This is a genomic window from Flavobacterium sp. AC274, from assembly GCF_979258275.1.
Window position 1 is genome coordinate 3,270,221 of record NZ_OZ409852.1, and the last position, 19,470, is coordinate 3,289,690.

The 19,470-nt window shown below is 34.1% G+C and carries 12 protein-coding genes and 1 pseudogene; 9 read left to right on the top strand and 4 right to left on the bottom strand.

All coding sequences use genetic code 11. From position 1 onward, the window contains the following. Window positions 1-85 precede the first annotated feature (85 nt). From ACZZZT_RS14580 to ACZZZT_RS14610, 7 genes and pseudogenes are all read left to right on the top strand, one after another. Complete coding sequence (locus ACZZZT_RS14580) at window positions 86-1,420, top strand: ligand-binding sensor domain-containing protein (protein ID WP_463460924.1); 1,335 nt, start codon at window positions 86-88, stop codon at window positions 1,418-1,420. Between the two features lie 59 nt (window positions 1,421-1,479). Further along, window positions 1,480-3,783 (top strand): helix-turn-helix domain-containing protein, encoded by a 2,304-nt coding sequence (locus ACZZZT_RS14585; protein WP_463460925.1) that lies wholly within the window; start codon window positions 1,480-1,482, stop codon window positions 3,781-3,783. A gap of 175 nt (window positions 3,784-3,958) precedes the next feature. After that, complete coding sequence (locus ACZZZT_RS14590; RefSeq protein WP_463460926.1) at window positions 3,959-6,925, top strand: SusC/RagA family TonB-linked outer membrane protein; 2,967 nt, start codon at window positions 3,959-3,961, stop codon at window positions 6,923-6,925. 16 nt (window positions 6,926-6,941) lie between these two features. Next, entirely contained in the window at window positions 6,942-8,684 is a 1,743-nt protein-coding gene (locus ACZZZT_RS14595; protein WP_463460927.1) for a RagB/SusD family nutrient uptake outer membrane protein, read from the top strand. A gap of 269 nt (window positions 8,685-8,953) precedes the next feature. Next, on the top strand, window positions 8,954-10,072 hold the full coding sequence (locus ACZZZT_RS14600; RefSeq protein ID WP_463460928.1) for a phosphatidylinositol-specific phospholipase C/glycerophosphodiester phosphodiesterase family protein: 1,119 nt from the start codon (window positions 8,954-8,956) through the stop codon (window positions 10,070-10,072). Between the two features lie 11 nt (window positions 10,073-10,083). After that, window positions 10,084-10,149: pseudogene (locus ACZZZT_RS14605) on the top strand (hypothetical protein); the annotation flags it as partial. A gap of 24 nt (window positions 10,150-10,173) precedes the next feature. Further along, complete coding sequence (locus ACZZZT_RS14610) at window positions 10,174-10,746, top strand: alkaline phosphatase (RefSeq protein WP_463460929.1); 573 nt, start codon at window positions 10,174-10,176, stop codon at window positions 10,744-10,746. Window positions 10,747-10,962: 216 nt separating this feature from the next. Here ACZZZT_RS14610 and ACZZZT_RS14615 read toward each other — a convergent pair whose 3' ends face one another. The 4 genes from ACZZZT_RS14615 to ACZZZT_RS14630 all read right to left on the bottom strand — a co-directional run bounded on the left by ACZZZT_RS14615 (window position 10,963) and on the right by ACZZZT_RS14630 (window position 17,130). Beyond that, on the bottom strand, window positions 10,963-14,013 hold the full coding sequence (locus ACZZZT_RS14615; protein ID WP_042567200.1) for an efflux RND transporter permease subunit: 3,051 nt from the start codon (window positions 14,011-14,013) through the stop codon (window positions 10,963-10,965). A 7-nt stretch (window positions 14,014-14,020) separates the two neighbouring features. Next, entirely contained in the window at window positions 14,021-14,959 is a 939-nt protein-coding gene (locus ACZZZT_RS14620; RefSeq protein WP_463462441.1) for an efflux RND transporter periplasmic adaptor subunit, read from the bottom strand. 163 nt (window positions 14,960-15,122) lie between these two features. Continuing rightward, entirely contained in the window at window positions 15,123-16,457 is a 1,335-nt protein-coding gene (locus tag ACZZZT_RS14625; RefSeq protein ID WP_463460930.1) for a TolC family protein, read from the bottom strand. A 55-nt stretch (window positions 16,458-16,512) separates the two neighbouring features. Next, window positions 16,513-17,130, bottom strand: a complete 618-nt coding sequence (locus ACZZZT_RS14630) for a TetR/AcrR family transcriptional regulator (RefSeq protein ID WP_463460931.1) — start codon at window positions 17,128-17,130, stop codon at window positions 16,513-16,515. A 372-nt stretch (window positions 17,131-17,502) separates the two neighbouring features. Between ACZZZT_RS14630 and ACZZZT_RS14635 the strand changes: the two genes are divergently transcribed. Both ACZZZT_RS14635 and ACZZZT_RS14640 read left to right on the top strand, forming a co-directional pair. Next, window positions 17,503-18,066: an RNA polymerase sigma factor gene (locus ACZZZT_RS14635; RefSeq protein WP_463460932.1), complete on the top strand. Its 564-nt coding sequence runs from the start codon at window positions 17,503-17,505 to the stop codon at window positions 18,064-18,066. Window positions 18,067-18,198: 132 nt separating this feature from the next. Then, a complete protein-coding gene (locus ACZZZT_RS14640; protein WP_463460933.1) occupies window positions 18,199-19,335 on the top strand; it encodes a FecR family protein in 1,137 nt (378 codons plus the stop codon). Window positions 19,336-19,470 lie beyond the last annotated feature (135 nt).

Below are 19,470 nucleotides of genomic sequence, written 5' to 3' on the forward strand. Positions count from 1 at the left end.
TACATTTCGCTTCATTTTTAACTTAACACACAGTTCATGTTTAAATTAACTTGCAATTGTAAACTTGCGAGTTAAATAATATACAATGATTCGAGTATTACTACTATTTTGTCTTTCTACACTATATTCTTTTGGACAACAGATAAAATTTGAAAACTTTACAACAAACCAGGGCTTATCAAATAATTCGGTACTTGATATAGAAAGCGATAAAGATGGCGGCCTGTGGATTGCAACCTGGGACGGTCTGAATTATTTTGATGGTTACAGCTTTAAGATTTTTAAGAACAATTTTAAAGATCATAAAACAGTTTCAAGTAACTACATTACAAAATTGCAAAAAGATGCCCTTGGGCAAATCTGGCTCATTACAAAAGAAGGTAACGTAAACCAATATCTTGGAAATGATGAATTTGCAGCATTTAAGTTCAAAAGTACTCCAAAAGGGATTCATTTGTCTCAAAAGGGAAATATAGTAGTAGAAACAAGTACGGCTTATTATGAATTTAAAAATAATTCTTTTGTTGAAATATCTCAAAATAATGTGCAAAGAACAGATTTTGAAAATCTAAAAAGTATTTTGCTTAGAAAATATCCTAAACTTATTATCAACGATATTTTAAAAGACAAGCTAGGAAATATATGGTTTGCCACTCGTGAAAACGGATTGTATATCATTACAAATGAATCTGATGAAAATAACATACAACATTTTACTTCTGATTTGTATGCGCCATATTCCTTTACAAATAATGAAATAGAAACGCTTCATGAGGATGATTTTGGAAATATCTGGTTAGGGCAAAAAGATGGCGGTTTGAGTATGGCATTTACCGGTTCTGAAAAAATAAATTCTGTTATGCCGCATCCTATAAAAGAACCTAATCTGCCGGATGAAACAATAAGAGCAGTTACCAAAGACAGTAAAGGAAAAATCTGGTTGGGTTATTATACAAGAGGACTTTATTGCTACAATGACAGAAGCCACTTATATGAAAAATTTAAAATAGACAAAGCCGCTTCAAGTCCGGATTGGGAACGAATAAGAACTTTGTTTACGTCAAGCGATGGAACAGTTTGGGCCGGAACTTACAAAGGAATTTTACGTATTTCGGATACTAAATGTACCAGCTATGAAACAAGCAATATTAAAGGAATGCCCGTTAACAGATGTTATTCTATGTTTGAAGATCAAAACAAACAGCTTTGGATGGGATGTTGGGGAGGTTTGGCCAAATTTAATTTGACAACCGGAAAGTTTGAAACATTTAAAGGCCAGGAATTATTAAATAAATACAATATAAGATGCGTCAAAAAAAACAATCAAAACCTTATACTGGCGACAGAAAATAATGGAGTGATTGTATTTAATTTAACCACGAATGCCTTAAAAAAATCACTACCAAAGATGGAATTTTAGGCAATAGTGTATATTCTGTTTTTGTAGATAATGAATCAGATAATTACTGGATTGCTTCTTTGGGAGGTATAACCGTTTTTAATAAAAAGACCGGGGTAATAAAAAATATTACAGAGTCTGAAGGACTGCCAAGTCATATGGTTTATGGACTTATTGATAATGGAAATAAAATCTGGATTAGCACCACAAAAGGACTTGCTTCTATTGACAAGAAAAAATATACCATAACTTCTTATAACCCGAATCACGGCTGGCAGGCGCCCGAATTTTCTGAAGGAGCTTATCATCAGGATTCAAAGGGGAATTTGTTTTTTGGAGGCATAAACGGACTTAATTATTTTAATCCGGGAACCATTCACACCGGAAATTCAAAAGCAAGAGTAAAATTAAAAATCGATGGTAATGAAAATTATCCGGCAGAAATAGAAAAAAGCTTTAGTGATAATGAATTGGAAATTGAAATAATACCTATACTATTTCCAAAAGCCAAAAGAAGCGATATTTATTACAAGCTCGAAGGAAATGATGACCAATGGATTTCTTTGGGTGCTAACAATAAAATCGAATATACTGATTTATCTTCCGGAGATTATGCCTTTATGATAAAACAGGGCAAAAACGGAATTCCTGAACCAGCATTTTTTACGCTTCACATTACCGAAGCATTTTATGAATCGGTATTGTTTTATATCCTGTTATCAGGTTTTATATTGCTTGTTTGCGTAATAGTAATTTATGTCAAAAATAAAAGAGCGCTTGAGCAGCAAAAATATCTTGAAGAACTTGTAAAAGCACGAACTAATGTTATTGAAAAGCAGAAAAAAAACCTCGAAGAAATTAATGCAGAACTGGATAAAAAAAATAAAAAAATAGAAGAACAAAAAGAGAAACTTTTGATTCTGCACAGCAATTTTAAAAACGAAAATTTTGAAATTGAAAAATTTAAGACTTTTATGCTGGCAGAATTTCAGGATCCGATAGCGAGAATAATTGAAATCTCAAGTTCGTTTAAAAAGGATACTGAAACCCAGCGCGCCCTGATGTCACAATCTGGTAAATTGATGAACCTTATTTCTGAATGGAATTACCTTGAACACGTTAAAGATCTTGGCCCCATAAAGAAAACAGCTGCCGATTTGTTCCCTGTTTTAAAAAATAATGTTGAAAAACTAAAGAAAGAGCTGCAGTTTAATCAGGTTAATTTTAATTGTGAAATAGACAAAACAGATTGTTTTGCTGTTATTGATGTATTGCGTTTAAAACTGGCATTGCAGTATTTTTTTAATGATTTCTGCAAGTATTCAGACAGAGACAGCACTTTAAGCATTGCAATTACGTATGAAAATAATTTTTTAAAAATTAATGCAGTTTCTGATAGTGTAATTTTAAAGAACAATTGGCACAATATTGTACATTATAGTCCATATTTCAGGGCTTTACAGGTTTTAATACAAGATCTGGAAGGAGAATTGATTCCATCTTCAGAAGAACAATTTCAAACCACAATATTAATTCCGATAGAAGTTGTTGATCCTGAAACTAACTTTAAAGAAACAATTTCCTGGAAAAATTTTAATTATGAAGATCAGTTTTCTTCCGATAAAAAATGTCTTTTGGTTTTTGGTGATCAATTTAATAATGCCGCCGCAAATCAGGTTTTGGAAAGCGAAAATTACAACCTGATTTTTGAAAGTTCGGTTTCTAATTTAAATGCAATAACAAAGCAGATTGATATAGCCGCTTTGGTTTTTTATCAGGCAGCATTCTCCAATGACCTGATTCATTTTTTAAAAACAAACAAAGAAAATACCAATATAAAAAGCCCCATGATTTATATCTCAGAAGATATTAATTATGAATTAGACGAGCAATTATTAGAAATTGGTATCGACACACACATTAAATTGCCCGTGAGAGCATCATTTATCAGAAAGAAAATTGATAGCCTGATCAATCAAAATGCAGAGCCTTTGAGAGAATATAAAATTCAGCAAAAAATATTTGAGATTCTTACGGAAGATAATGAACATATTACACCAAATGAAAAACTTTTAAAAAGGGCTTTAGAAATAATTAAGGAAGAATTACAAAATCCGTCTTTTAATGTAGAAATGCTTGTGGAGCAATTGGGAATTTCGAGGGTAAAATGCTATCGTTTGTTTAAAGAAACCCTAAATCAGTCTCCTTTGGATATATTAATGTCGCTTCGATTACAAAAAGCAGAAGTTTTGCTAAAAACGAAAAGACTGAACATATCTGAGATCAGTTTTGAGTGCGGATATAACGATCCGAAATACTTTGGACGCTCATTTAAAAAGTATTTTGGCAAAAGTCCGAAGGAATATAAAGAATATAGCGCGTAGGTTTTTGTTAGGGCTGCATTTACAGAAAGTTAGCCTAATGTTAATGAACTAAAATTACCCTTTTTTACCGTTAAATCTGTCCTAAATTGCAATAAAAGTCCACTTTTGAAATACAAAAGTCCTCCTATTGCCGGGATCCATAAAATACTTTTGGCAAAACTAAAAAAGTATTTAAATGAAAAAAATTTACGCATTGTTAATTCTTGCCTTAGGATGTATGTCGCATTCCTTTGCGCAGGGTACTGTATCAGGAATAGTAGTTTCTGATGTTGAAAAAATACCCGTACCAGGGGTCTCTGTTTATATTAAAGGAGAACCAAAAGGAGCTGTTACGACAGATTTTGATGGGAATTTTAAAATTAAAGCCCAAAATGATGGTGTTTTAGTTTTTTCTTACGTAGGATTTAAAACAAAAGAAGTTTCTTTCTCTGGCAGTCAAAAATTGACTGTTTCTCTTGCAGAAGAGGTTAGTACTTTAAATGAAGTAGTAGTTGTAGGTTACGGTTCTCAAAAAAGATCTGATGTAACCGGAGCTATCGCTTCTGTAAAAAGTGAAAATTTTAACAAAGGAGTGGTGGCCAATGCCGGACAATTGATTCAGGGAAAAGTTTCCGGGGTTAACGTTGTTGGGGCAAGTGGTGAGCCGGGTGCTTCACAAGATATAATTATTCGTGGGGTAGGAAGTTTACGCTCAGGAACAACACCGCTTTATGTAGTAGACGGTTTTGCTTTGGATAACACAAACAATGGAGTTGCTTCAAATCCTTTAAACTTTATCAATCCGCAAGATATTGAGAGTATTGAGGTACTTAAAGATGCATCTGCTTCTGCTATTTACGGTTCGAGAGCTGCAAATGGAGTAATTGTAATTACAACTAAAAAAGGAGCGAAAGGACAAACTAAAATAAACCTTTCTATGAGCACCGGATTTTCAACATTGGCTAATAAAGTTGATGTTTTTAGTGCCGATGAATTTAGAAAACAAGTTGTTGCTGTAAACGGAAATTTACAAGACGGCGGAGCAAATACAGACTGGCAGGATGAATTAACCAGAACGGGAGTTTCTCAAAACGTTAATTTCTCAATGAGCGGAGGAACAGATAAATCAACTTATGCAGCATCTGTAGGAGTAGACAATCAGGAAGGTGTTTTACAAAATAGTGATTTAAAACGTTATTCCGGACGTTTAAATTTAAACCAAAAAGCATTTGACGATAAGTTTAATGTTGCTTTTAACATGACAGCAACAAAACTTGAAAATTCAAGACCAGACGCCAGAAGTGTAGTGGGCAGCATGTTGACAATGAACCCAACTGATGCAATTTCTGTGAATGGAGAACCAAATGTTAACTTAAGCAATGATGCTGTAAATCCTTTAATCAGTCAGAGAATTTATTCTGATGAAACCAACAACAATCGTATTTTGGCTAATATCGCGCCATCTTATGAGTTCATAAAAGGGTTAACGTACAAATTTAATCTTGGTGTTGATTATTCTATGTCTGAAAGAGACGTACAAGTTTTACCATATACTTCGGCAACTAATACAACCGAAAGTACTTTGAACAATATTACAACTACTAATAATAATATCTTATACGAAAATACACTGACGTATAATTTTAGTAAAGATGTTCATAGTTTTACAGTTTTGGCGGGTCAGTCTTACCAGAAAATACAAGTAAACCAAAAGAATTACGACTTTAAGGGATTCCCTGACAATGGTGTTGAACCAAAGAATCAAATCGAAGCAGCTACTGAGCTTAGAACCAAGTCTTCATCTGCGGTAGAAAATGAGCTTCAGTCTTTCTTTGGAAGATTAAACTATGGCTATGACAACAAATATTTGCTTACAGCAACGATGCGTGCCGATGGTTCTTCAAAATTTGGTAAAAATAACAGATATGGATATTTTCCATCTGTTGCCTTAGGCTGGAACATTACGAATGAAGATTTTTTAAAAGAATCTGAAATTCTTAACAATCTTAAGTTAAGAGCAAGCTGGGGTCAGACAGGTTCTCAGGAGATTCCTTCTAAAATTACAAAAGCAAGTTACACAGAAAGCAACAGCGGATATGATACTTATCCATTAGATCCATCTGCTACAGATTTAGCCGGATATCCTTATGGTTCAATCTACACACGTTTAGCCAATCCTAATATTCAATGGGAGGTTTCAACACAAACCAATATTGGTTTAGATTTTAGTTTATTAAATAACAGATTATCAGGTACTGTTGATTATTTCAACAAAGTTTCAGAGAATATTTTATTAGAAGTAGCGCCGGTAGACCCAATTCAGCCTACATCAAAATATTGGACAAACATTCCAAATATGGAAATCAAAAACAGCGGTATTGAGGTTGCTTTAGATTACAGCAGCGACAAAAGCAAAGATTTCTCATATAGCATTGGTGGAAATATCTCTTTTACAAACAACAAAGTAGAAAATTCACCTTATCAAATTTTAACTACAGGAGGAGCACAGGGAGGCGGACAATCCGGAGCAACGATAAACGGTGTGTTAAACGGACAGCCAATTGGTTCTTTTTATATGCTTGAATTTACCGGAATTGGTGCTGATGGTTTAAACCAATTTAAAGATACAAATAACGATGGTAAGATTCTGGACAATGACCGTGTCGTTGCAGGAAGTGCTTTACCGGATTATATTTATGCGTTTTATTTGAATTTGAAATATAAGAATTTTGATTTTGGAGCTAATTTTAACGGAGCTCAGGGAAATAAAATCTACAACCACGTTGCAATGTCTTCATTCAACAGAGGAAGTTTGGCAAATTCTTTTAATACTACAGACAGGGCTTCGCAGTATTTAAACGAAGCATCTACGAATTCAAATACAGTTTCTACAAGATATTTAGAAGATGGAAGTTTCTTAAGATTAAATAATGCAACTCTGGGTTACAATTTAAGCCCAAAAACAATCGGACTTGATAATATAATGGACAACATTCGTCTTTCGGTTACAGGACAAAACTTATTTGTAATCACAAAGTACAGCGGTTATGATCCTGAAATTAATACTGGAACTTCAGTAGGCGAAATTCAGTCTTTTGGAATTGATTATTTCAGTTACCCAAGAAGCAGAACTATTGTATTTGGCTTAAACGCAGCATTTTAATCAAAAATAACAAAACATGAAAAATAAAATAATAATAGCAGGACTTGCATTCAGTTTATTCTTTACCTGGAGCTGTACTGACTTAGAAGAAAATGTCCTTGACGAATCCTTAAATGGGGCAGGACAGGCAGAGGCAATTAGTGGTGCAATTGCTCCCGCTTACGGTCAATTAAAATCGACATGGTATCATACAAACAATTTTGGTTTGCAGTTAATTGCAAGTGACGAAGGTATTTTACCATACAGAGGAGGAACTGACTGGTATGATGGAGGTAAATATTTAGCCGTACACGCGCACACTACAACACCTACCAACGACCTGGTTACAAGTACCTGGAATGCTCTTACCAAAAACATTTCGAGAACATTATCTGCTATTGAAGTATTGACTCCTCTTGCAGAAAGTGGAAATACAGAAGCACAAGGAGCGCTTTACGAAATGAAAGCCCTGAGAGCGTATCTAAATATGCAGACATTGGACAGCTGGGGACTTGTATTTAAAAAAGAATCATCGGCCAGTACCTCAGAAATATTGAGAGGACAAGACGCCGTTTCTTATATAGAAAGTGAGTTGTTGTCTGTTGCCGATGTTATTAATACTACAAGAGGACCGGGCAGAATGACGCAGTCTGCAGTTTGGGGACTTCTTTCAAGATTGTACTTAAATGCTGCTGTTTACCGTGATCCTTACGGAACGCCTGCATTTGCAGCAGCAGATATGGATAAAGTGATTAAATATACTGACAACATTATAAACTCAGGTAAATTCAGTTTATCTCCAGAATATTTTGACTTATTTGATGATGCTAATAATTCAAACCCTGAATTGATTTTTGCCATAGATCAGCGTGGAGTTTTGGCAGACGAGCATAACCGTTGGGCATACTGGTCAATACCGGGATCAATGTTCGCAAGACCAGAATCTATTAACGTAGACGGAACAGATGGTCCGGCGATTACGTCAGATTTTTATCAAACATGGGTTGATGCTTATGGCAGCGTAGATCCTGCAGATGCTGATTCAAGATTTTATAAAAATAATGCAAAAGTGCCGGACAACTTAAAAGATCTTACGGGACTTTCACCATTAAATGACGAAAATCATTATTACTGTGTAAAAGCTGAGGATTTTGAAATTGACAGAGGAATCATGAGAGGTATTCCTTGGGCAGCAAGAAAAGATGCCAATGGAGCTTTTTATAAATGCGATGGCGGATACAGAATTTATCCGGTTAAGCAAATTAAAGGAAACGGACCTGACAAAAACGTAGGTTATGTGAACCTTACCCTTAAAGTTGATTTTACTAACGAAGGCAGTACGCACGCTGCCGGATACAGAGTGTCTAAATATCAATTTAGCCATACTTCTCCTGATGGAAACACATACAGCAGTGTAGATATGGTATTGCTTAGATACGCTGAAATTTATATGATGCGTGCCGAAGCTAAATTAAGAAAAGGACAAATTGGTGAAGCATTGGCCGATATGAATATCGTGAGAACTTCAAGAACGGCACGTGCTCCAATTCCTGCTGCGCTTACGGCTATTAACTTAGATATTTTGTACAGAGAATATGGTTTTGAATTTTATTGGGAAGGTTTAAGAAGAACTACTCAAATTCGTTTTAACCATTTTGAAGATAAATGGACTGAAAAATCAGATGTAGATGTAAACCACAGATTGTTCCCAATTCCACAGGTAGCAATTGATGGAGCTTCAAACACGCCTGGATATTTAGTACAAAATAAAGGATATTAAAAATTTGTTTAATTGTTTTGAATTGAAGGCTGTTCATTTTTGCCATTGCTATATAATCAGCAGCCTTCTTGTGTTTATTTTTTAAAAACAAGGGTGTTTAGAATTTTTAAAGCACCCTGTTTTTTTACGTTTTTCTTCTTTCAGAAAACCTACAATCTGATAGAAAAAATATCAATTTATTCTGATGTCAGAATAAGCAAATGATTTACGCTAATACCCTTTTTGTCCCAATACCCAATTGCTTTTTTCAATTCATTAATTTATTTCAAATGAAAAAATCATTTTTATTCATTAGCTTGTTCCTACTATTATTTGGAGCAGGAAATTCAATATATTCTCAAGATTTAGTAAAAGTACATTCACACAACGATTACAATCATACTATTCCTTTTTGGGATGCATATTCAAACGGAGCAACGTCTATAGAAGCTGATATTTTTTTGAAAGACAATGATTTATATGTTGCTCACGATCAGCAAAATATTACCGCTTCGAGAACATTAGAATCTTTGTATTTAAAACCCTTGGAAACTGCTTTAAAAATGCAGTACAAAAAAGAGCAGCAATTATTTTTGTTAATAGACATTAAAACGGATGCTGAACCAACACTTAACAAACTCGTTTCTGTTTTAAATAAATATAAAACGATCACAGAAGATCAGAATATTAAAATCATCGTTTCGGGAAACAGACCAAATTCAGATTCTTATACAAAATATCCTAGTTTTATTTACTTTGATTTTCAGGAATTAGGGAAATCAATTTCAAAAGAAAATTGGGAAAAAGTCGCGATGGTTAGTGTAGATTTTAAAAAATATTCTGTTTGGAATGGATTAGGAAAATTAACAAAAGAAGATCACGATCGTGTAAGTTCAGTTATTTCTAAAGCAAAAACAACCAATAAACCATTCCGTTTTTGGGGTGCTCCGGATACAAAAAGTGCCTGGAAAGCATTTTCAGAATTAGGAGTAGATATTATCAACACAGACACACCTTACAATTGTGTTCAATATCTTGGATTTTTACCAAAGAGATTCATAACAGCCGCAAATTCTTCAACAGTTTATAAACCTACTTACAAAACAGATCAAAAAAACAGTTCTGTTAAAAATGTAATTCTTTTAATTGGAGACGGAAATGGTTTATCTCAAATATCTTCGGCTGTTTTGGCGAATAACGGCGCATTGTCATTAACACAATTAAAAAGCGTTGGTTTTATAAAAACACAATCTGCCGACGATTTTACAACAGATTCTGCTGCTGCAGGAACAGCATTGGCAACAGGTCAAAAAACAAATAACAGAGCCATTGGAACAGATAGTTTGCAAAAACCCATCACTAATATTTTGGAAATTTTACAAAAAGAAAATTTTCTACAGGTGTTATAACAACAGATGAAATTACGGGAGCAACACCCGCTGCTTTTTATGCTCACACAATAGAAAGGTCTAATACAGAGGTAATTGCTAAATATTTGTTAAAGAGTAAATTGAACTTATTTGTTGGAGGCGGGGCTTCTACTTTTAAGAATATTGCATTAGATTCTAAATTTAAAGTATTGCCATCAGTAAAAGACATGCTGACCGTAACTGCTGATACTATTGGTGTTTTTATTTCCCAGGGCAGAGTGCCGTCTGTTTTAGAAGGAAGAGGAGAAGTATTGGCAGATGCAACAAAATACAGCCTTGAATTTTTAAGTAAAAAAAATAAACCCTTTTTTCTAATGGTCGAAGGCGCACAAATTGACAGTTTTGGTCACGTTAACAATGTTGCCGGAATAGTAGCTGAAACAATAGATTTTGATACAGCCATAACTCAGGCACTTATTTTTGCCGATAAAAACGAAGGAACATTAGTTGTCATTACAGCAGATCATGAAACTTCCGGATTTGGTATTCCACAGGGAAACATCAAAAAGCACCAAATAGAAGGAGACTTTATAACAAACGACCATACTGCCACGATGGTGCCTATATTTTCTTATGGGCCACATTCGCAGGATTTTCAGGGAGTATATGAAAATAATGAAGTATTCACTAAAATACTTTCGCTGTTAAAGTAATTTAGGAATAAAAAGGACAATTGTTATTATTGAGGACAACGAAGAAGGCAGCAAATTGTTTGCAGATTTTCAGACTTAAAATTACCCAATAAAAGTAGGCTATTATACAAAAACAAATAAAGGCTGTCTGACAGCCTTTTTGTTTTTGATGCGTAATTTAGTAGATTATAAAAAATGTTTTTTATTTCCATTTTATCAAATCTTCTTCAATCCTAATTATTCAATATCAAGATTAGGAGGTATTAATTTATACATTACCGGTGTAACAATTCTGGAAAGAATAGTGGAACTTATCAAACCTCCAATCAATACAATAGCCAATGGCGCAATCAATGGATTTGAGTTTAATGCCAAAGGAATAAGTCCGCAGATTGCTGTAATTGATGTTAATACAACGGGCAGAAAACGGGTTTCGCCGGCAATAGCAATTGCTTCATCAATAGAATGTCCTTCTTGTCGCAACTGATTGGTAAAATCGACCAGCAAAAGTGAGTTTTTGACCTGTATACCAGAAAGGCCGATAAAACCAATAATCGCCACCAATGACATCGGACTTCCGTCGATTAACAAAAATACTACGCCACCCAAAATTCCTAACGGAATGATAGACAATACAATGATAATTCCTTTAAAGGTTTTAAACTGCAGCAATAAAACCGCTATGAATAAAAAAGTACTCAAAATAATGACCGAAAGAAAATTACCTCCCAGCGAATCACCTTCAGATTCTTTTTCACCCGCCAATTTGTAATAATATCCTTTTGGCATTTTTAATTTATCCAATTTAGGAACAATGTCTACCAACAAATCATTTGCATAAAAACCATGTTTAGAAACTGCAGTAACTTTTGAGAATCTGGATTTATTAAAATGATTGATTGCTGTTGGCGAAGTTTCAAAAGAGATTGTCGCAATCTGATTCAGCGCAATCGGAGTTCCCTGAATATTATTGACATACAAGTTTTTTAAGGCGTCAAGATTGGCAAACTTATCTCTTGGCAGCGTGAGCGTTACATTTCTGGCATCGCCGCGATCGTCAATATAATCTCCAACGGTTAATCCCGCAACAGCAAGACGAATCACTTTATCGACTTCACTTGTTAAAATACCCAGCGTTCTTGCTTTTTCTTTGTTGATTTTTACCTTAACGTCGGTTTTATACGTATTTAGTTCGTTGTTAACGTAAATTGTTCCTTCCTGATTTCTTAAAATATTTTCTACTTCAGAAGACAGTTTTCGAAGCACTTTCTGGTCTTCACCAAATAAACGTACCACGATATTGGCTTCCAACGGCGGACCTTGTTCAAAATCTTTTACTTCGATTTTGGCGAATGGCATTGTTTTAAATTTCTCTCTTAAATTTTCAATCAATTCCGTTTTAGCAGAAGGTTTTGCTTCATCTTCCAACTGAACAAAAATCTGTGCAAAATCAGGTTTTCTGTCCTGTGGATGTATGTTGTAATAAATTTGCGGATTTCCTTTACCAACATTTGAAGTATAAAAAGCGATTTCCTTATGGTTTTTTAATTCTGCTTCTATCATTTTGGTAACCCTGTCGCTTTCTGAAATATTCGATTGCAGCGGTGTTTTTATATTGATTAAAAACATTGGCTTTTCAGAAGTGGGGAACAATTTAAATCCCGTAAGACTGAATAATCCAAAGGCTGTAAAACTCAATAACAATGAAATTGCAATGGTTGTTTTAGGATATTGTAACGCTTTTGGCATAATATCACGATACGATCTCGTTAGAAATTTTTGCAGGTACTGAAGAAAAATATTACCACCGGCGTGATCGTGTGTTTTTAAAAATCGGCTGCCAAGAAAAGGTACCAATGTTAAGGCAACAACCATAGACGCTAAAACACTCGTAATAACCGCCATTGGAAGACTTTTGATAAATTCGCCTGCAACATCGGGCAGAAAAGCCAAAGGTAAAAACGCAATAATCAGCGTTGCGGTGCATCCTACAACAGCAATTCCGATTTGTTTTGTGCCTTTCAAAACCGCTTCCATTTTTGAGTGGCCTTCACGAAGCCAGCGCTCAATATTTTCGACAACAACAATACTGTCATCCACCAGTAAACCCAGCGCAACAACCAAACCAACAATACTTAATTGATTTAAAGAAAAACCTAATGCATTCATGGCAATTAATCCTAAAGCCAATGAAAGCGGAATCGAAATCATCACGATTATAGAAGCTCTTGATCCTAAAGGTAAAAGCGTAATAATAACGAGAAAAATGGCAAGCCCGAAATCAAAACCCAAATGCCCCAAACGCTGCGAAACCATATTCGCCTGATCAAAGTTGTTAATCAATTTAATGTTTTGCGGCAATTCTTTGGTAAATTCGGCTACAATTGGGTCATATTGTTTTTTAACATCCGTTATGTTTACATTGTCTTTCATTCCGGCAGAAACCAAAACACAGCGATGTCCGTTAATTCGGGTAATATGATCTACGGTCTGAGATTTGTAGCTTACTTCGGCAACATCTTTCATGTAGATTATTTTTCCGTTTGCGTTGTAAATAACCGTATTGGCAACGTCCTCTTCATTTTTAAATTTCCCGCTTGTTTTCACATTAAAAACCTTGGTATCAAGATCAATGCTTCCTCCGGGAATATCGGCGGCTTCACTTTGTAAGCTTCCCATAACCACATTCAACGGAATTTTTAATTGTGCTAATTTATCCAATTGAAGATCAATTCGAATTTCCTGTTCCGGTACGCCGGAATATTTTACGTCTTTTAAATTGGTAATTTTTTCAAGTCTTGATTTTAATTCATCCGCTTCATTGCGTAATTTTTTATCCGAAGCATTTTCAGAAACCAAAGCCACCTGAAGAATTTTTACATCAGAAGAAGCAATTTTTTCTGTTTTAATCTGATAAATATCTTTTGGAAGTTCACTGTTTTTCAGCGCGTTCATTTCAGTCGAAATTTCCTGATATTTGTTATCAACATCAACTCCGTATTTAAATTTTACCTGAAATGCGGCAACACCATCTTCGACGGTAGTTAAGATTTTATCGATATTTTCAAGTCCGTAAATTTTATTTTCAATAGGTTTTACGACTTGTTCCTCCATATCTTTCGGACTCGTTCCGGGATAAATAACCGTAATAAGATATTGGGGCGGGTGCGTAGAAGGGTCTTCAGATCTTGGCATCGAAAATAGCGTGATATACCCCACAACCGACACTAGAAGAAATATAATCAGCGTAAACTGATAATTTTTAACGGCAAAGTTTGTTATCTTCATCTTATGATTATTTAATGATTTTGATCGTTGATTGTTCATTTAAATAAGCACTGTTGGAGATCACAATCTGATCTGTTTTTTGCAGGCCGTCTTTGATATAAACCGTATTATTTTCAAATTTAAAAATAGAAACAGGCTGTCTTTTTACTTTGTTGTTTGCTACAATAAATACAAAAGCTTTATTTCCATCGGCTTCAATAAGAGCATCATACGGAATTGTAATGACATCTTTTGTCGCATCAGTACGTATTTCGGCTTTGCCAAACATGCCTACAGCCGGTTTGCTGTTTTTCATGTCCAGTTTTAATTCGGCCTGAAAAGAGCCAAGTGCCGCATCTGCCGCCTGCGATTTTCTAAAAACAGTTGCATTAAATTGATTATCAGGATAACCGTCAAGGGTTACAATGGCTTTTTGCCCCAATTTTACGGCAGCCCATTCTTTGTCTGTCAAACCAATTTTTAATAAATAATTATTGTTTTGAGTCGTTTCGTTTATGGCTAAAATTGGAGAACCGGGCGCCACAACTTCGCCTTCATTGGCTAATTTTTGCGATACAAAACCATTGGCAGTTGCATATATTTTGGCATAACGCGCATTAAAGGCTACGGCATCTTTTTGTTTTTTGGCAATGTCCAGACCGGTTTTTGTATTTTGAAGCTGTTCTAAAGTATAGACGCTGTCTTTGTACAAATTGTAAGCACGGTTATAATCGCGTTCGTATTTTTTTACATTGAGATCTGTTTGGTTTAAACCTGCGCTAATTTCGGTAGCATCCAAAGTGGCCAGAAGTTGTCCTTTTTTGAAGAAATGACCTTCTTCTACGTAAATCTTATTGATTACGCCGCCAATTTTAAAAGCATAATTAGCAGAATTTTCAGTAGTAACTAAACCCGAGGCATTTATATTGCTCGTTAAGGAAAGAGATTCGACAGTCGCTGTTTTGATGGCAACAGTTTCGCTGTTTTCAAATTGATTCGTCTCTTTTTTTCTTCATGACACGCATAAAAAACAGGAAATACAAAAAGACATATTGCTAATGCTTTTTTATGTATAAAATTATTATTTAGGTATTCGTAAATTTTTGATTTCATAATTTTTGTTTTTGGGATTATTTAAAAGTAAAAGTGGCATTGGCTCTTTCTAATTCTGCAAAAGCAATCCAGGAATTATAAAGTGAGATATTGGTATTGAGTTGGGCATTAACCCATTGATTTTGTGCATCAAGCAGTTCGATATAAATCGCCTGACCTTCTTTGTATAATTTGGTGATGTCATCGTTGTATTTTTTGGCAGATTCTTTTTGATTTTTATCTGCATTAAATTGTTCCAGAGCCGACTTGAGATTGTTTTGGGATACCTGAAACTGAAGCAGTAATTGCTGTCTCACATTATCGGTTTGGGAACTTATTTTTTTACTGTCTTCTTCAACCTGTTTTAGTTTGTATTTGTTTTTGTTGCCAGAAAAAATATTCCATTCTAAACCAACTCCTGCAAAATAATATCTGGATTGTTTGTTGACTTCAAAATCAAAATCCTGAAAACCAAAATCAGCAAAACCGCTTAATTTTGGATACCAATACGATTCTGTAAGTTTGCTGACATTACTGTTGATTTCGCTAACCTGAGTTAATTTTGAAAGCTCTTCGCGGTTTGATGTATTTTCATTTACCAAAATAGTAGGCGTAGCTTCGTCGTTTGCATCAATTTCAATTTCGCTATCCAATTTTTGATTGATTAAAAAATTAAAATAAGTTTTGGCGTTGCTGTTTACTTGTTTTGCTGTTTCAAGGTTTGCTTCGATGCGAATTACCTCATTATCACTTCGCAAAACTGCGGTACGGTTTATTTTATCATTTTTAAATAAAGACTGGTTCACTCTTTGGTTTTCCTTAACCAGCTTTAAAGCATCCTGATAAATGTTAATCCCTTCAATAGATTGCAGGTATTTATAGTAGGCAATTTTGATTTCCTTAACCAATTCTCTCTGGTAAATTTCAAGTTCTATTTTCTGTAAAGAAGTTTGCTGGCTTTTAATCCTCTTGTTATAAATAATTTCATAATTCAATAAAGGCATTGTAGTGTGAATTTTGGCATCATAAAAATTATCCGGATTAATCAGCACAGATTGATTTTGCAAAGAAGGAAATGCATTCGAATTGGTAATCTGATTTAAGGTATTGTAAACCGGATTCAGCATATCGCCAATCGGGATATCGATCGTTCTTCCGCCATCTGCTTTGGTATAATTGGCATTTAAGGAAACAGTGGGGTAGAACAGGGCATGAGCTTCTTTAAGCGCATACATGCTTTTGTTGATGTCAAAATTATGTTGTTTGATGACTTCATTACTTTTTAATCCTATCTGGATGTAATTGTCGAGTTTGCTTTGGGAATATCCTAGAAATCCAAAACAAAAAAGCGTTAGGGTTATTACTTTTTTCATTTTATTGTACATTGTTTATTAGTTGAACATTGTTCATTTTTTTGATCAAAAAAATTTAAAGCTTTTCTATTATTTTTAAATATTCATTATATCCTTCAAACAAGATTTTATCCGGATTAGAGAATTTTACACCTTTTGTTCTTTGGCGTATTTCAAGAGAACACATGCCATGCACCATGCTCCAGATCATAAAGGATAAAGGCTCTAAAGTATTGCCTTTAAAATGGCCTTTATTCATACATTCTTCTACGGTACTTTTTAATGCGCCAAAAGTGCCAACACCTTCATTCCAGGCTTCTTTTTCAGAGGTTTCAATAAACTCCATGGGCGCTTTAACGATAAACATCAAATCATACATTTCTGTATTCTCAAGGGCAAATTTAATATAGGTAAACCCCATTTTTTTAAGGCGTTCCATAGGGTCTTTTATCGAAAATAATTCTTTAAAATAACCGCTTAATTCGTCAAAGCCAATAGAGTGCAAATCGTGTAAAATGGCATTTTTATCCTTAAAATACACATATACAGTTCCTACGCTGTAATCTATTTCATCAGCAATATTACGAATGGTTGTCTGCTCAATACCGCGTTCTAAAAAGAGTTTTTTGGCTCCTTGTAGAATAAGTAGTTTTAAGGCTTCTTTTTCACGTGCTTTTCTTTCGGCAGTACTCATTTGTATAATTTATTCTGCAAATATAAAATTATTTTTTGAACAGTGTTCATTTTTTGAAATTAATTTGTTTTCTTTATATTTTAAACAGAAAAACAGGAACTTAAAAAGAGAAATTTACGTACATATAGTATTAAGTTTAAAAATCGCCTAAGATTAATAGTATTAATGCAATATCAGAATTGAGTAAGAGAAGTACTAATATTGTTTTTTTATAATAATTAAAATCTCGTTTTTTTATTATTACTCAATTATTGTTCTACTTTGGCGATAAGTTTTGATAGTATTCAAAGAAATTGGAATGATATTTCAGGATAAATTAAATTTATATAGATTTGTTTTTTGCACAAACATATTATTTTTTTAACTCTCACTTTGGAAATAAATATAGTTTTAGAAGAGCTTCGCAATAAGAATAAATCCGTTTATAATAATGTCTTTAATCATTTTTATAGAGGGATGGTTTTGTATGCCAATAACTTTTTATACGACAAAGATGCGAGTGAAGATGTTGTGCAGGAAGTTTTTATTTCACTATGGGAAAACTCCGGCGATATTGAGATTAAATCTTCTTTAAAAGCCTATTTGTATGCCATGGTTCGCAATAAATGCCTGAACTATCTTAAATCCCTAAAAATTACAGACGATATTAATTTAATCGATCTTAACTCGATATTAGTGTGGGAAGAAGATTTTGAAATGATTTCTGAAGAAGAAAAAAGAATCTTATATACCCAGATTTTAAAAATCATTGAAACTTTTCCGGAAAGCATGCAGGAAATTTTTAAACTAAAATTTGTCGAAAATTACAAATACATCGAAATAGCAGAAAAGCTCGATATATCTGTCAACACGGTAAAGACACAGCTTAAACGTGCCAAACAGAAAATCAATCAGGCTATACCATTGCTGCTTAGTTTGTTTTCTCCCTTGTTGTAAGTTAAATTTTGCTTTTTAGGCTAATTTTACTTTTTTTCACTTTTTATTAATTTTTTGTCACCCATTTTCATCTTTCGGTTGTCTTGCTAATATATTACATTAAGTAATTGTTAATTTAAAGAGATTCTGAAAATGGAATTTAAAATCATCATAGCGAAAATAAACGATACTCTTTCCCCAGAAGAAGAATCGATTTTTGATACATGGTACAAGGAGTCAGCTTCGCACAGGGAATATTTTGAAAAGGTTAAGGAAAATTACCAAATTGAAATTAGCGAAGCCGAACTTGATCTTAATAAAGCCTGGCAGGCAGTTGACAAAAGAATTTCTCCTAAGAAAAGTAGAAAATCGTATTATAAATATGCCATTGCCGCATCTGTGGTTTTATTATTAGGAATTGGATATTTTACAGTAACCAAAACAAACGTAATTGATTCCGGAAAAGGAACAATTGAAACCGAAGAGACAATTCAAAATTCTAATGATATAGTGCTTACTTTATCTGACGGTTCAAAAGTAATTTTGAATGATCAGAAAAATGGAGTTGTCGCCAGCCAGCAAAGTGTGGTAATTACCAAAGATAAAGACGGAAGCATTCGATATGATGAAAATAACGATCAGCATACCGGAAAACCAACCTACAATACGCTAATTACTCCCAACGGAAAAACTTTTCAGATTGCATTGCCAGACGGAACCAATGTCTGGATGAATGCTGGTTCATCCTTAAAATATCCAACTTATTTTGATGGAAACGAAAGATCGGTTGTTTTAACCGGCGAGGCTTATTTTGAAGTTTCGCATAATGAAAAAATGCCGTTTAAGGTTTTCTCAAACGGACAGCAGGTTGAAGTTTTAGGAACTCATTTTAACATCAGGGCTTATGAAAATGAACCGGTTTTAAAAACTACTTTATTAGAAGGAAAAATCAAAGTGACCGAAGACGATAATACAATGATCGTAAAACCGGGTCAGCAAACTACCGTAACAATCGACAGGCATACAATGAAAATTGCCGAAGTAAATACAGAACTCGCCATCGCCTGGAAAAACAGACTTTTCTATTTTGAAAATGCAAAATATGATGAAATCATGCGGGAGATCGAAAGATGGTATGATGTCAAAGTAATTTATAAAGGAAAAATTCCGGATGAAAAATTTCAGGGTGCCATTCAAAAAGACTTAAAACTAAATCAGGTATTAAAAATGCTTGAAAGCAAAGATGTTCACTTTAAAGTTTCAGGAAAGGAGGTGATTGTGACACAGTAATATAGTGCCGCAAGAACTTTACGCAAAAAAATACCCATAGCGTTGGAGCGCTGTGGGTATGTATAGCGTAGTTCTAAATAAAATTAACCGATCCTATTTAATAACTAACCGTTCAAAAGTAATGAAATTTTTAAC

Bases quoted from the DNA above. Each gene is read 5' to 3' on its own strand.
- ACZZZT_RS14580 (WP_463460924.1), top strand. From the start codon at position 86: ATGATTCGAGTATTACTACTATTTTGTCTTTCTACACTATATTCTTTT.
- ACZZZT_RS14590 (WP_463460926.1), top strand. From the start codon at position 3,959: ATGAAAAAAATTTACGCATTGTTAATTCTTGCCTTAGGATGTATGTCG.
- ACZZZT_RS14595 (WP_463460927.1), top strand. From the start codon at position 6,942: ATGAAAAATAAAATAATAATAGCAGGACTTGCATTCAGTTTATTCTTT.
- ACZZZT_RS14600 (WP_463460928.1), top strand. From the start codon at position 8,954: ATGAAAAAATCATTTTTATTCATTAGCTTGTTCCTACTATTATTTGGA.
- ACZZZT_RS14615 (WP_042567200.1), bottom strand. From the start codon at position 14,013: ATGAAGATAACAAACTTTGCCGTTAAAAATTATCAGTTTACGCTGATT.
- ACZZZT_RS14625 (WP_463460930.1), bottom strand. From the start codon at position 16,457: ATGAAAAAAGTAATAACCCTAACGCTTTTTTGTTTTGGATTTCTAGGA.
- ACZZZT_RS14630 (WP_463460931.1), bottom strand. From the start codon at position 17,130: ATGAGTACTGCCGAAAGAAAAGCACGTGAAAAAGAAGCCTTAAAACTA.
- ACZZZT_RS14640 (WP_463460933.1), top strand. From the start codon at position 18,199: ATGGAATTTAAAATCATCATAGCGAAAATAAACGATACTCTTTCCCCA.